This is a genomic window from Bacillus sp. MBGLi79 (assembly GCF_002953915.1).
The window spans coordinates 4,692,761-4,707,422 of the sequence record NZ_CP026521.1 but is presented as its reverse complement, the minus strand read 5'-3'; the positions used below and the strand labels follow the sequence as shown (position 1 = coordinate 4,707,422).

Sequence of the window (14,662 nt, the reverse complement as noted above, 5' to 3'; positions counted from 1 at the left end):
AAACTCAGTGTAGATACAACAAAGAAAACATACAAAGTTGCTAAAACTTATGTTCTGAATTATAAGGGTTCTAATTTATCTATAAGTGGAATTACATACTCAGTAGGAGCAGATAAATTTATCGTTAGATCAGGAAAAAGATTTTTTGTTGGTACGTTTAATGATAAAACTGGACGATTTGATTATGAGGCTACTTTTAAACTCAATTATACGAAAGCTATAGTTAATAATAAGATAGAAGATGTTTCTAAATACATCCAGCAAGGGATTTCCTTCTATCAAGGAACCTTATATGTGCCGCTTTCAAAACCAGATGCAAATGGAAATGCCTCTAATGTTAGCATTATACTAACTTATCCTTTGGATATAAATGGTTTAATTAAAGAACAAAAAGCAACTCCAACAGCTGATTTTTCGAAAGAATTGTTCACCCGTAACAACTTATCTTTCCGGATTACCAGCGGTGCCTATACACTTTTCGAGATAGAATCTGTTGATTTTGATGATGGCACGTTATACTTTAATACGAACCGAGGAAACAAAGGAACACAAGAAGATATGATCGCCACATTTAATAATTATAATTATTATAAGTAAAATCACGTTTGAAATTCTAATATATTAGGGTGCAAGAGATTCTCTTGCACCTTTTTAGGGTAGGGCGGGTGTCTAAGAGGCTAAGCTCTTTACATTCAAAAATTGGGCTAAACGCCTTGGGCATTATTGATATCGTCTTCTTCACAACAGGCGAGATGAAGCGATATAAGAAAGACTCATTTGAGTGGTACTAAAATGTCATTCAAACGAATGGCGAAGAACTATAAGAAGCCGGCCCGAATCAAGTACTTTTACTGAAGTGCGGTTGGGGTTTTTTATAAAATAAGAAAAATCCGCTATCCTGCCAATCTGGCAATATAGCGGATTTCTTATATTAGTTACGGATTAGGTAATCAAACGCGCCGAGAGCGGCAGTTGCACCTGATCCCATAGAAATAATAATCTGATTGTACGCACTGTCTGTGCAGTCGCCGGCAGCAAATAAGCCAGGTACGCTTGTTGCGCCGTGTTTGTCGACAATGATTTCGCCGATGCGGTTGCGTTCAACCGTTCCTTCTAACCATTCTGTGTTTGGCACGAGACCGATTTGGACGAATACACCTTGAAGTTCAACGTGTTTTTCTTCGCCCGTTTCGCGGTCTGTGTATGTGATGCCGTTAACGCTTTGATCGCCTGTGATTTCTTTTGTTTGTGCATTTTTCACGACAGTGACGTTTGGCAGGCTGTAGAGACGTTTTTGCAGGACTTCGTCTGCTTTCAGTTCTGGCGCGAACTCTAGCACGGTAACGTGATTGACAATACCTGCAAGGTCAATCGCTGCTTCGATACCAGAGTTTCCGCCGCCGATTACCGCAACGTCTTTGCCTTCAAACAATGGCCCATCACAGTGCGGGCAGTATGCGACACCTTTGTTTTTGAACTCTTGTTCACCAGGTACGTTGACATTGCGCCAGCGTGCACCTGTTGAAAGGATCACTGTTTTACTTTTTAGGACAGCGCCGTTTTCGAGTTCAAGTTCGAACAGATCTTTCTTCTCAAGGCGTTTCGCACGCTGAAGGTTCATGACATCAATATCATATTCCTTCACATGCTCTTCAAGACTTGCCGCCAGCTTCGGTCCTTCCGTCGCTTTGACGCTGATGAAGTTTTCGATGCTCATGGTGTCGAGAACCTGTCCGCCGAAGCGCTCAGCGACAACCCCAGTGCGGATGCCTTTACGTGCAGTGTAGATCGCTGCACTTGCACCAGCAGGTCCGCCTCCGACAACAAGAACGTCAAACGGCTCTTTGTCAGCAAACTCAGATGCATCTGCGCCGCTGCCCATTTTCGCAAGGATTTCTTCAAGCGTCATACGGCCGCTTCCGAAGGATTCGCCATTCAGGTAAACGGTCGGCACTGCCATAATGTTTTTGCTTTCAACTTCTGCTTTGTATGCTGCACCGTCAATCATCGTGTGCGTAATGTTCGGGTTCAGCACGCTCATCATGTTTAAAGCTTGTACAACATCAGGACAGTTATGGCATGTCAGGCTGATATAAGATTCAAAGTGGTATTCACCGCTGATCTTCTTCACCTGATCAATGACTTTTTGGTCTACCTTAGGCGGTCTGCCGCTCACTTGGAGCAACGCCAACACTAATGATGTAAATTCGTGGCCCAGAGGGATACCGGCGAAAGTCACGCCAGTGTCTTCTCCGACACGATTGACACTGAAGCTTGGCGTTCTGTTTAATTCAGCTTTTTCAACTGAAATTTTCGATGACATGGAAGCCAGCTCATCAACGAGAGCCAGCATGTCCTTAGAAGTGTCATCTTCGCCTGCGCTAACTTTGAGAACAATGTCATTCTCAATTAGCTGCATATATTGATTTAATTGTGCTTTGATATTTGCATCAAGTACCAATTGAATGCACTCCTTAGATTTTACCTACTAGATCAAGGCTAGGTGTAAGAGTTTCGCCGCCTTCTTCCCATTTAGCCGGGCAAACTTCACCTGGGTTTTGACGAACGTATTGAGCTGCTTTTACTTTGCTGATCAGGTTGCTTGCGTCACGGCCGATACCGCCCGCATTGATTTCTACAGTTTGGATAACGCCATCTGGATCGATGATGAATGTTCCGCGGTCAGCAAGACCAGATTCTTCGTCAAGAACATCGAAGTTGCGAGAGATCGTTTGAGATGGGTCACCGATCATTGCGTAAGTGATTTTGCCGATTTTTTCAGAGCTGTCATGCCAGCCTTTGTGTACGAAGTGAGTATCTGTAGAGATAGAGTATACTTCAACACCTAATTCTTGAAGTGCAGCGTATTGGTTTTGAAGATCTTCAAGCTCAGTTGGGCATACGAAAGAGAAATCTGCTGGGTAGAAGCAGAATACGCTCCATTGGCCTTTCAAAGATTCGTTTGTTACATCGATGAATTCACCGTTTTTGAATGCTTTTGCTTCGAATGGAAGTACTTCTTTACCGATTAAAGACATAATGTATATTCCTCCTAAAAATGTATTAGAAAGCATATTCGCTTTCAATAATAATTCTAATTATATATGAATTATTAATTAATATATATTTTTTGTCAAGCCATAACCTACTTTTTTTCATCTTGTTAAAGGTGTGACAGGTAGGATTTAGGCATTTCTTTTATAACAGATGAGAGGCTGATTCTCAATTAGACAAGGTTTTCAGGGACTTTTGTAAATGAGAATGCCAGGACGTTGTAAGCATTTGAACATTTTATGACACCATAGGCAAGGAGCAAAGGACAATGACCAAAAGCAGAATAGAACAGCAAGCTGCTGTCACATGATGATCTTGGGGATTGTTTCTAGCTATTATTGTATCACTGTTTATGATATTTAAAACATTACTTATGTCTTCTGTTGTTTGAGATAGAAGAAAAAACACGGTTCAGTTGAAACTGACCGTGTTTTTGATACAGGTTATTCAGACCAATTTGTATGGAAAACGCCGTCCATATCAGTCCGTTCGTACATGTGAGCGCCAAAGTAATCGCGCTGCGCCTGCAAGAGGTTCGCATTGGAACGCCCTGCGCGGTAGCCGTCGTAATAAGAGAGCGCTGTTGTTAAGCATGGGAATGAGCTTCCGGTGCTGATGCCTTCGCAAACGACTTTTCGCATGCCTGTTTGATAAGCCTGGAGCTTATCTGAGAAATAAGGCGCAATCATCAGGTTTGACAGGTTTGGCTGCTCGCTGAATGCTTCACTGATCACGTTTAGGAAATCTGCGCGGATGATGCAGCCGCCGCGGAAAATCAACGCGATGTCTTTGAGCGGCAGGTTCCAGCCGTAAAGCTCAGATGACATTTTGTATTGGGCAAAGCCTTGTGCGTAGGCGCATACTTTCCCCATGTAAAGAGCCTGTCTGACGTATTCGATCCACGTGTCTTTATCAAAATGTTTTTCTTCCGTTTCCGGACCTGCTAATACATCTTGAGCCGCTACGCGTTCTTCTTTTAAGGATGACAAGTAGCGGGCGAACAAGGACTCTGTGATGATCGTAGACGGGATGCCGTTATCAATTGCCTGCATGCTCGTCCATTTTCCGGTTCCTTTTTGGCCGGTTTTATCAAGAATGACATCGATCAGAGGCTGCCCTGTTTTTTCGTCTTTTTTGCGTAAAATCTCAGCTGTAATCTCTATTAAATAGCTTTTCAGCTCACCTTGATTCCATGTTTCAAAAATAGATGCAATTTCATCAAGCGGCAGACGCAGCGTTTCTCTCAGAAACGTATACGCTTCTGCAATCAGCTGCATGTCGGCATACTCAATGCCGTTGTGCACCATTTTTGTAAAGTGCCCTGCTCCTTTTGGTCCGATATAGACACAGCAAGGGTCATCTCCGACTTGAGCTGCGATTTTTGTCAGGATAGGAGCGGCTTTCTCATAGACATCGCGATCTCCGCCCGGCATGATGGAAGGCCCTGTTAATGCGCCGACTTCACCGCCGGAAATGCCGACTCCCAGGTAGCCGATCCCTTTTTCCTTCAGCTCGTCATATCTTCTTTCTGTATCTTCATAGTGGGAGTTTCCTCCATCCATGATGACGTCGCCTTCTTCAAGCAAAGGCATTAATGATTGGATGACGGAATCTACGGGTTTACCCGCTGTGACCATCAAAAAGATTTTTCTTGGTTTCTCTAACGATTGAACAAAGTCCTCTAGCTCGTAATACGGGCTGAGAGATTGTCCATCCAGCTTTTGGACAAGCTGGTCCGTTAAATCTCTGGTGTAATTATAGACAGCGACGTTTTCACCTTTATTTGCCATGTTTAAGGCGATGTTGCTTCCCATTACGCCTAAGCCTATGACACCAATCGTATTCAACATGTGTTACAGCTCCTTCTTAATTTCATACAACTAAACTTAACAATAAAATGAATCCCAGTCCAGCAACGGAAATAATGGTTTCCAGCAATGTCCATGTGGCAAATGTTTCTTTCATGCTTAATCCGAAGTATTCCTTGAACATCCAGAAGCCGGCGTCATTGACGTGTGAAGCGATGACACTTCCGGCGCCTGTTGCGAGCACGACTAACGCCAGGTTAACATCAGAATGCCCCAATAACGGTATGACCAAACCCGTTGTGCTTAGAGCGGCAACAGTGGCTGAACCTAGAGAAATGCGCAGGATCGCCGCGATAAGCCATGCCAGAATGATTGGCGATAATGCCGTTCCTTTGAATAAGTCTGCTACGTAATCGCCAACACCGCCGTTGATCAGCACTTGTTTGAAGGCGCCGCCGCCTCCGATGATTAAAAGCATCATGCCGATTTGTGAAATCGCAGTTGAACAAGAGTCCATCACAGTTTTGACTGGAATGTTGCGTTTGATCCCCATTGTATAGACTGCAACCAATAACGAAATAATCATAGCAGTCGACGCGTTTCCAATCAATCTGATAAAAGCTAAAACACCATTATCTGCAAACCCGATTGTTTCTTGAAGCAGGTCGATAATGGTCGCGACCGACATGATGATAATCGGGAGCATTGCAGTAAAGACACTGATTCCAAAGCCGGGTGTTTCTTCAAGGTTAAACGTTTTTTGTGTGCCGAGTGATGCAATATTGCCGTTTTTCTCAAATGACGCAGGAACGATTTTTTTCGCGAACTTTGTAAATAACGGTCCTGCGATGAACACTGTCGGAACAGCAACGATAAAGCCGTACAGCAGCACTTCTCCAATGTTTGCGCCATACTCACCGGCGATCGCCGTTGGTCCCGGGTGCGGCGGCAGGAAACCGTGCGTGACGGATAGTGCTGCGACCATCGGGATTCCGAGAAATAAAATAGAAATCTTCAATTCTCTTGAAATCGCAAAGACAATCGGAATTAATAGAACGAGTCCTACTTCAAAAAATAACGCAATCCCAATAATGAATGAGGCAATGACAACGGCCCATTGAATATTTTTCTCACCGAATTTGTTAACGAGCGTCATCGCAATGCGCTGTGCGCCTCCTGAATCCGCGATCAGCTTGCCCAGCATCGCACCGAGCCCGAAGATGAGCGCGATGTGGCCAAGAGTCCCCCCTATTCCTTGTTCGATGGAGCTGACAACTTTATCGAACGGCATCCCGAGTGCCAGTGCCACGCCGAACGATACGACCAGCAGGGAAATAAATGTGTTTAGTTTTAAGCCCATAATCAAAAATAGTAATGCTAAGATCCCAAGTGCAACGATGATTAACGGCATGGTAATGCCCTCCCCTTCATGTCATGTACTATTTGTGTGTGATTAAGCCCCTCTGATAATTTGCAATTTGCGTATATTGATTTTCTAAGGATCTTGATAGATTGATGAAAATCGGCATTAATGTTCTGTACTCTTTGGCTGAGTCTTCGATCGGCGTATGTCTGTATGTGCTGCCGATCATGTCGGACACGGCGTCAAAAGAATCGATTTTTCCTGTCGCATACAGGCCTAAAATGCAGGCGCCGAGACATGAGCTTTCGTAGCTTTCCGGAACGACAACCTCTGATTCGAAGATATCCGACATCATTTGGCGCCAAACCTCCGACCTTGCAAATCCCCCTGTTGCTTGGATGCGGGTTACCGGGCCATCCATGCATTCTGTTAACGCCAGGAACACCGTGTACAGGTTGTAAATGACGCCCTCTAATGCCGCGCGTATCATATGCTCTTTCTTATGCGACATGGTCAGGCCGAAAAAGGAGCCGCGTACATCTGGATTCCACAACGGAGCACGTTCTCCGGCGAGATATGGGTGGAACAGCAGACCGTCAGAACCGGGTCTGACGCGTTGGGCAATTTTCGTCAGCACGTCATATGGATCAATGCCCAGCCGTGTCGCTGTTTCGATTTCGGAAGAGGCAAACTCGTCTCTGATCCAGCGAAGGACGATGCCCCCATTGTTCACAGGTCCCCCGATCACCCAATGCTTGTCCGTCAAGGCGTAGCAGAAAATTCTCCCTTTTTCATCGGTTTGCGGCTTGTCAATAATTGTCCGGATGGCGCCGCTTGTTCCAATGGTGACGGCGATTTCGCCTTTTTTAATGGCGTTGACGCCGAGGTTGGAGAGCACGCCGTCGCTGGCCCCGATAACAAAAGGCGTTTCCGGATCGATTCCCATCTGGATCGCTATTTCCGGGCTGCAGTGCTGAAAGATCTCGGTTGTCGGTACGAGTTTGGATAAGTGATCCGGCGTAATGCCTGCGATGCGCAGTGCCTCTTCGTCCCAATCCAAGCTTTTCAGGTTCATCATGCCTGTTGCTGATGCCAAGGAGTAATCGATGACATACTCATTGAACAGCTGTCTAAAAATGTACTCTTTGATGCCGATATATTTTTTTGCCTTGGAAGCGATATCTTTCCGTTCATTCGTGATCCAGGCAATTTTACTTAACGGTGACATCGGATGAATCGGTGTTCCCGTCCGTTTGTACACCTCATGTCCGTTCAATTCATCCTTGATCTTATGCGCCCAGCTTTCGCTTCGATTGTCGGCCCATGTAATGCATGGCGTCAGCGGCTTGTCATTTTCGTCGATTGCAATGACGCTGTGCATGGCGCTGCTGAACGAAATGAAAGAGATCTGTTTTTCGGGATGCTGTTTTGTAATTCTCGCTGTTGTTTGGATGACGGCTTGAAAAATCTCTTCCGGATTTTGTTCAGCTGTTGAGATGTCCGGTGTATAGAGCGGGTAGCCGATGCTTTCTTTCTGTACCACATCCCCGTTTTCACTGAACAGCACAGCTTTTGTGCTTGTCGTGCCGATATCGATTCCTAACATATAACTAGTCATTGCTGTATTCAGCTCCTTTTGCCAGCATTTGTTGTGAGAGCCATAGGTCTTCTACCTTATCCTGCACATCATCAAAGTTTTGGTGAAGAGACTGAATCATCAGCGCCCTATCCTTTGTTTTGATGGCTTGAATATAAAGCTCGTGGTTATCTAAAATCCTTGTGAAGTCTTCATACTTTTCCTTTAACCGTACCCGCATCGATAAAAGAATAAAGCTTTCCATGACGGGTTTTAGATTGTTCCAGATCATCTGAATGTAGGAATGATCAATCGCTCGGATAATCGTTTCATGGAACAGCACATCTTGAAATGAAAATTCGTCAGCATCCTCATATTTGATTGAGACTTTCATCATTTCAAGAATTTTGCTGAGATCCTTAACTAAAGGCTCAATGTCTATTTTGACAAGCCGTTCAAAGACAAATGTTTCTAATAGTAACCGCACATCATAAATTTCCGCGATTTTCTTCTCAGTTAAACCAATTACGACCGCTCCCATTCGTTCTAAGCGGATGATTTTTTCGGATGCGAGTATTTTTAGCGCTTCGCGAACCGGCGAACGGCTTACTGAAAACTCGGCGGCGATTGTATTTTCTGATAAAATGGTACCGCTTTCAATCAGACCTGAAACGATCCGCATTCTCAGCTCGTATGCGACACGAACTCCGGTTGACGCTTTTGAGAGCCATTTTGCGGGATACAACAGGTCTTTGGAGTCTAGCATACACTCACCTTCCTCACTCAAGAAGTATACTTGTATACAAGTATGATAACGTGAATGTTTCTTTTATGCAAACACTTTCATTTCTAATTTTTAATTAAATTTTTACCATATTATATAGTATTTATTTCCAGTGATAGTGTGGTACATTGGAGATCAATAGGTTAATGAATCATGTTTTGAAAGAGGCGATTTGGATGAAAATCATCATTGCACCTGATTCTTTTAAGGAAAGTTTATCAGCTCTGGAGGCCGCCGACGCGATAGAAAGAGGTTTCAAATCGGTCTTTCCGGGTGCTGATTACAGAAAAATGCCGATGGCGGACGGCGGCGAGGGAACCGTCCAGTCGCTCGTTGATGCCACAAATGGAAGGGTCCTAGAGCAGGTTGTGACAGGACCGCTGGGAGAACCGGTAAAAGCGTTTTTTGGCATGATGGGTGATGGGAGAACAGCTGTGATTGAAATGGCTGCTGCTTCAGGGCTGCATCTGGTGCCCGTTGATAAACGAAATCCGCTCGTCACCACAACAAAAGGAACGGGAGAATTAATCGGAGCGGCTCTTGATGCGGGAGCGGAGCGTTTGATCATCGGAATCGGGGGGAGCGCCACGAACGATGGAGGAGCCGGAATGATCCAGGCATTGGGCGGAAGGCTTCTTGATGACTCAGGACGCGAGATCGGCCCAGGGGGCGGCGCGCTATCTCAGCTTGCATCAATAGATATCAGCGGGCTTGATCCCAGGTTGCAGAATGTCAAACTGGAAGTCGCGTGTGACGTGGATAATCCGTTAACAGGGCCAAAAGGAGCTACGGCTGTTTTCGGGCCGCAAAAAGGCGCGACGCCCGGCATGATGGATGTACTAGACCAGAACGTAAGCCATTTCGCTGATATCGCAGAAAAAGCGCTCGGAGCAACCTTCCGAGAAAGAGAGGGCGCCGGTGCAGCGGGCGGTCTTGGGTGGAGCCTGCTGACTTTTCTTCAGGCTGATTTGAAAAGAGGCATTGATATCGTTCTTGAAGCGGTTGATTTTGAAAATATCGTTCAAGATGCAGATCTTGTAATTACCGGTGAGGGCCGGATTGACAGCCAAACGGTTCACGGAAAAACGCCGATCGGGGTAGCCAAGGCGGCTAAATCATACGATGTGCCCGTCATCGGCATTGCGGGATCAATATCACCGGACAGTGATGCCGTCTACCAGCACGGCATCGATGCGCTTTTCAGCATCGTTCCCGGAGCCGTGCCTCTAGAAGACGCGTTTGAACATGCCGCGGAATATATGGAAAGAACGGCGCGGGACATCGCGGCGTCTATCAAATTGGCGAAAACGATGTTTTTGATATAGCCGGTGCACATGCCAATGCATAGCCATCCTTCTTTTGGGGTAGAGACAGTTAACACATAATGAGGAATTCATCCCAGAAGGAGGACGCAGATATGACTATACAAGAAATTAAAGGCAAAAAACTAGTTAAAGGCATTGCGCCAAATGTGGAGCCGGAAGCTCTGTTACATGATAAACGAAAAGTATTTTTGTTTGGTTCCCCTAGTTACACAAACATTGGCGACCAAGCGATTGCGTATGCGGAAGAGAAATTTATCAAAAATCATTTTCCGTATTATGAATACATTGAGATTATGGATTATGCGACGGATGAGGGCATTGAACTGGTGAAGGAGATCATTCGTGAAGACGATATTGTCTGCTTTACAGGCGGAGGAAACTTAGGAAACCTTTATCTCGATATTGAGGAAGACAGAAGAAAGGTCTTCTCGGCGTTTAAAGACTACAAATCGATTTCTTTGCCACAATCCGTTTATTTTGAGGATACAGAGGAAGGGCAGAAGGAAAAGAAAAAAACACAGGATGCGTACCATCAAAATACAAACTTAACGATTGCTGCGCGTGAAACGCAAACACTCGATGTGGTGAAAGAGACCTTCAACTCCAATGTGATCTTTACACCGGACATGGTGCTTTCCTTGGATATTGTGCCGCGAGAGCTTGAGCGGGACGGCGTTCTCTTTATTTTAAGAGCGGATAAGGAGAAAGTGACTGACGAAGATTTTATTTCACAGATGAAGAAATGGGCAGAAAAAACAACTTACACGGAGCGTACCGATACGGTTCTGGATACGGTCGACACCATCGATTACGCCGATCGTGAAAAGCATTTTATGGAGATGCTGGACCGCATCGGCTCCAGTAAATTGGTGATTACCGACCGCCTTCACGCGATGATTTTCTCGATTATCACGAAAACACCTTGCCTTGTCTTCGGGAACAGCTATGGCAAAGCCAAACATTCATACCGAGATTGGCTTGAAGGCTTAAACTTCATTGAGTATACGGATAAGAATGATGTTGATGAGCTGGAGCGCATGATTGACCGCTTGCTTCAAGCAGAGCCGAATGACGTTGATTTGTCTAAGGATTTTCAGCCGCTGATTGATTTTTTTAGATCATAAAGGAAAAAGCAGACTGCTGACAGTCTGCTTTTTTGTGTATTAATGATCGTCTTCCAAACGAACGATTTCATCAATGATCCGGGCTTGCTCTTGCTCAGCCACTTCGTTTGAGATGATATCTTCTTTTGATAGGTTCTCAATCGCTTGGTATTGGGCGTATAACGAATGTTTCTTCAAGATGGTTTGTTGTTTGTTTTTGAGTTCCGGATATGATTCAAATAATTGATTTGTTTGTTGATGCAGCTGGCTGACTTCTTCTTTGTATTGGTCTGTCAGTTCGCTGGAGACAGCTTCGTGTATAAGCAAATGATGTTTGGCTTGCTGGACTTCTTTGATGGCGGTTTCTAAGCGATGTCCTTTTGCTAGCAGTTCCTCATATTCCTGATTGCCTTCATCCTTTTGATTCACGCCTAACCGTTCAAGAAGCGGTTTGATGCTGAGGCCCTGGACAACGAGGGAGAATAAAACAACACTGAAGGCGAACACAAGAATGTCTTCACGCCCCGGAAAGTCTCTCGGCAGGCTCAGCACCAGTGCGATGGATAGAGAACCCTTCAGCCCGCCCCAATTAATCGTATGCTGCCATGAAGCCGGAAAGTTTTTGATAAAGGCCAGACTGATATAGACGGCGGCACTTCGGGCGATGAGCACAATCACAATCGCCGTAACGGCCAAACCCCATTTATCTGTGAGGTCAATTCTCGTAATCTCAAGTCCGACCATTAGAAAGACAAGGGAGTTCGCAAGCAAGGCGGCGACGTCCCAAAAGTTATTGATATTCAGCTTTGTCGTCGGGCTCATGCCGATGTTGGCGCCATAATTACCGAAGATAAGAGCGGCGACAACAACGGCGATTACCCCGGAGGCACCTGCCATTTCCGCTAATAAAAATGAGCTGTAAAACAGAATGATACTGAAAATAATTTCTAAAGGGTAATCATCAAAGTACTTGGTGAGCTGGGAAAAGACATATCCAAGTATGCCCCCGATGATCAGGCCGAGAGAAATCACTTTGACAAACTCCCACAGGCCTAAACCGGCGCCTTGGATGCCGAGATCCAGATATGTCATCAAGTAAAAAGCGGAAATGTTGAACAGCACAACCGCCAGCCCGTCATTGAACAGGCTTTCTCCTTCAACGACGATCGAAAGCTTTTTCGGCGCGCCGACACTTTTGAATATGGACAGCACACTCACGGGGTCAGTCGCGCTCATCAGCGCCGCAAAAACAAACGCCGCAGGAATGGCCAGATGCATAAGCCACATGGAAGAAAAGCCGACGATCAGAAACGAGATAAGTGTACCGCCGAAAGCCAGTGCCAGAACGGGTCGTTTGTTTTCTCTCAAATGGGAAAAAGGAAGTTTCAGCGCCGCTTCTCCTAATAAAGCCGGCAAGAATAGTGTTATGATGACAAAGTTAAAGACTTCTCCTTCAGTAATAAAATCTTTAAGCGGTTCTAAGAGCGGAATATGTACAAGTCCAATGATCGTTCCGACAATCACCAGGGCGATGGGATAAGGCTGCCTGCACTTCTTGGCAATCGCAGTGATTCCGGCCGCGATCATAACCAGCAAAAAACCCAGTTCGAAAATATGATGCAAGTCTAAGTGGTCCATTTGAACCTCCTTTATGTTAATCGTGCAACGAAAGAATTACCCTCATTTTGTGAATGATAAACATATCTTATGTAAGACAGCTCTATGTCAGTCTGAAGAAAGCAAAAAAGCAGGCAATTTGCCGGCTTTTGGTTTCTTTATTCTATAAGCCAATGGAATTTACTGCACTCGATACATGAGAACGAACTTTATCAAATGATAATTGATCCTTCATTTTATCAGTGACACTGTCAATCGCTTTTCCTGACATATGATGGTCGAGCATTTCCCGCTTTGTCTTAACAGCCTGCTCGGCATCTGTGATGCTATCAAGGATTGAAGACAAGTGTTTGCGGTCTTCCTGAAGAGCATAGCTTAGTTGTTTCTTGATTGAATTCATCAGCGCCAACTTTTGTTCTTGTCTTTTCTTCTCTTTGTACACCGCCAATTGTTCCGGTGTCATTTCAGATGTATCTAGATGGGCATTTGAAAAAAGCGAGGTGCTTGAATGCTGGCTCGTTACTCTTTGCATAAAACGGTCTGCATCTGTTGGTTTTTTATTCATAAAATTCATGTCTCTTTCTCTCCTTACGAAATCCCCATCCGGCTGGCCGCTGCCAGATCCGCATCATGGTAAGCGTGTCCCATATGGCCAAGGTCATCTGACACCATATGAAGCAAGTGCTGTAAATGAAGTGCTGCATCTACAGCCTGATCATACTTCTCTTTTGAGTAAAAAAGGTGATGCGGTTTGTTCATTTTAAGCTTATTGATCAAATCATCGACATCAGAAATTGATAATTCATCATATGTGCCAAAACCAACCATTCGTGTATGCATGTTCCTGACATCCTCAATAGAATCCTTTACGATGTCATCAATTCTTTCAATTTGGCGTATAATCTTAGACCATTCTGATTCAGCGATATGTTTTAACTGTGTGCTTGTATTCATCAATACATGTGACTTAATGAGAATTGAAACACCTGTATTGCCTTTTACATTCGTTGATTTCATTTGCTTAAGCATCGCTACCGCAAACTCTGGATTGTTTTTTAACACATCATCTACAGTTTGGACAGAGCCGTCTGAATTGAAGTTATAGCGGTCCAGATTGTGACTCCCCATTAATGCTTCAACAAATAATGTGACATCAAGAGATTGATTGCCGTAATGTTTAAGAGCAAGCCCAAGCATTTTCACTTCATTAGGGAGACCATTATTTTGTACACCATTCGGCAAAGCCTCGTCATACATTACTTTCACTTGACCCACTTCAGCGGCATCCCGATTCAGCAATGATAAACCATCATTTAAATTAATATATTCTGTTAAGCGGCTTCGGAAATCCCCTTTTAACGCCCGGGCTTTGACATCCTCAGGCAGGTTTTCATATATATTTGGGTTCTCGAAAGTAACGCCGCGTTTGATAAAGTCATTCATCACGACTGCATAGCTTGCGTTAGAACCGCCTAATGAGTGACCGGTGACTTGAATGTCAGCATTTTTAAAGTCTTTATGTATTTTTTTTGCATATTGATCCGCCTGAATGGCTTGGTTCTCTGTCCCGTCATCAAATGGTTTTTTGCCCACCAAATAACTAGTGTCCATGTGCAGCCAATCCTGCAAAATCTCATTTGAATATTCACGAAGCCCTTTTGCTGAGTCATAAAAGGAACCATCTTCATCTTCAGGAATGTTGATTCCTTTTTTCTCTACATCTTTAATAAGCTGTTCCCGCTCATCACGATATTGTTTTATTGTATCTTGGAATTGGCCGGGGCTGATGGGTTCTGATCCGCGGTATGCGATGATGGCGTTTTGGATTTTTTCTGGGTGTTTGCCTTCATGGGAATTACGAAAATCCTCTCTAGTAACAAGGGTAATGGCGTTAAGGCCCTTATCTGTTTTTTTATAATCGATAACGTATAGCTTTTGCCCATTGCTAGTATAAATAATTTCACCAATATGATAGTTTTGAATATCGTAGGCAGCACTCGATATACGGTTGTAATCCTCATCCGTAATTTTT

Annotated in this window: 11 protein-coding genes and 1 pseudogene; 3 read left to right on the top strand and 9 right to left on the bottom strand. The window is 44.5% G+C overall.

Features of this window, described 5'->3' with window-relative positions; genetic code table 11:
• Positions 1-597, top strand: a pseudogene (locus C1T29_RS23990) (hypothetical protein); the annotation flags it as partial.
• Between the two features lie 334 nt (positions 598-931).
• On the opposite strand, the gene ahpF reads toward C1T29_RS23990, so the two are convergent.
• The 6 genes from ahpF to gntR all read right to left on the bottom strand — a co-directional run bounded on the left by ahpF (position 932) and on the right by gntR (position 8,567).
• Entirely contained in the window at positions 932-2,461 is a 1,530-nt protein-coding gene (gene ahpF, locus C1T29_RS23985; RefSeq protein ID WP_014666062.1) for an alkyl hydroperoxide reductase subunit F, read from the bottom strand.
• A gap of 13 nt (positions 2,462-2,474) precedes the next feature.
• Complete coding sequence (ahpC, locus tag C1T29_RS23980; RefSeq protein ID WP_014666061.1) at positions 2,475-3,038, bottom strand: alkyl hydroperoxide reductase subunit C; 564 nt, start codon at positions 3,036-3,038, stop codon at positions 2,475-2,477.
• 459 nt (positions 3,039-3,497) lie between these two features.
• Complete coding sequence (gene gnd / locus C1T29_RS23975; protein ID WP_103749136.1) at positions 3,498-4,904, bottom strand: decarboxylating NADP(+)-dependent phosphogluconate dehydrogenase; 1,407 nt, start codon at positions 4,902-4,904, stop codon at positions 3,498-3,500.
• Between the two features lie 22 nt (positions 4,905-4,926).
• Complete coding sequence (gene gntP, locus C1T29_RS23970) at positions 4,927-6,273, bottom strand: gluconate permease GntP (protein ID WP_103749137.1); 1,347 nt, start codon at positions 6,271-6,273, stop codon at positions 4,927-4,929.
• A gap of 28 nt (positions 6,274-6,301) precedes the next feature.
• The gene (gene gntK / locus C1T29_RS23965) at positions 6,302-7,843 is read right to left on the bottom strand and encodes a gluconokinase (protein WP_095431004.1); all 1,542 of its coding nucleotides are present in this window, start codon (positions 7,841-7,843) and stop codon (positions 6,302-6,304) included.
• Positions 7,836-8,567, bottom strand: coding sequence for a gluconate operon transcriptional repressor GntR (gene gntR, locus C1T29_RS23960; protein WP_014478509.1), 732 nt, complete (start codon positions 8,565-8,567; stop codon positions 7,836-7,838). The genes gntK and gntR overlap by 8 nt, the downstream gene beginning before the upstream one ends.
• A 194-nt stretch (positions 8,568-8,761) precedes the next feature.
• Between gntR and C1T29_RS23955 the strand changes: the two genes are divergently transcribed.
• A complete protein-coding gene (locus C1T29_RS23955) occupies positions 8,762-9,910 on the top strand; it encodes a glycerate kinase (RefSeq protein ID WP_095431143.1) in 1,149 nt (382 codons plus the stop codon).
• Positions 9,911-10,002: 92 nt separating this feature from the next.
• Positions 10,003-11,034, top strand: a complete 1,032-nt coding sequence (locus C1T29_RS23950) for a polysaccharide pyruvyl transferase family protein (protein WP_103749138.1) — start codon at positions 10,003-10,005, stop codon at positions 11,032-11,034.
• 39 nt (positions 11,035-11,073) lie between these two features.
• Here C1T29_RS23950 and C1T29_RS23945 read toward each other — a convergent pair whose 3' ends face one another.
• From C1T29_RS23945 to C1T29_RS23935, 3 genes are all read right to left on the bottom strand, one after another.
• Positions 11,074-12,651, bottom strand: a complete 1,578-nt coding sequence (locus C1T29_RS23945; RefSeq protein ID WP_103749139.1) for a Na+/H+ antiporter — start codon at positions 12,649-12,651, stop codon at positions 11,074-11,076.
• 142 nt (positions 12,652-12,793) lie between these two features.
• Positions 12,794-13,204 (bottom strand): hypothetical protein, encoded by a 411-nt coding sequence (locus C1T29_RS23940; protein WP_103749140.1) that lies wholly within the window; start codon positions 13,202-13,204, stop codon positions 12,794-12,796.
• 14 nt (positions 13,205-13,218) lie between these two features.
• Complete coding sequence (locus C1T29_RS23935; protein WP_231516589.1) at positions 13,219-14,658, bottom strand: lipase; 1,440 nt, start codon at positions 14,656-14,658, stop codon at positions 13,219-13,221.
• Between the last annotated feature and the right edge of the window lie 4 nt (positions 14,659-14,662).

Coding starts and splice junctions, on each gene's coding strand:
- ahpC (WP_014666061.1), bottom strand. CDS start 3,038: ATGTCTTTAATCGGTAAAGAAGTACTTCCATTCGAAGCAAAAGCATTC.
- gnd (WP_103749136.1), bottom strand. CDS start 4,904: ATGTTGAATACGATTGGTGTCATAGGCTTAGGCGTAATGGGAAGCAAC.
- gntP (WP_103749137.1), bottom strand. CDS start 6,273: ATGCCGTTAATCATCGTTGCACTTGGGATCTTAGCATTACTATTTTTG.
- gntK (WP_095431004.1), bottom strand. CDS start 7,843: ATGACTAGTTATATGTTAGGAATCGATATCGGCACGACAAGCACAAAA.
- gntR (WP_014478509.1), bottom strand. CDS start 8,567: ATGCTAGACTCCAAAGACCTGTTGTATCCCGCAAAATGGCTCTCAAAA.
- C1T29_RS23955 (WP_095431143.1), top strand. CDS start 8,762: ATGAAAATCATCATTGCACCTGATTCTTTTAAGGAAAGTTTATCAGCT.
- C1T29_RS23950 (WP_103749138.1), top strand. CDS start 10,003: ATGACTATACAAGAAATTAAAGGCAAAAAACTAGTTAAAGGCATTGCG.
- C1T29_RS23945 (WP_103749139.1), bottom strand. CDS start 12,651: ATGGACCACTTAGACTTGCATCATATTTTCGAACTGGGTTTTTTGCTG.
- C1T29_RS23940 (WP_103749140.1), bottom strand. CDS start 13,204: ATGAATTTTATGAATAAAAAACCAACAGATGCAGACCGTTTTATGCAA.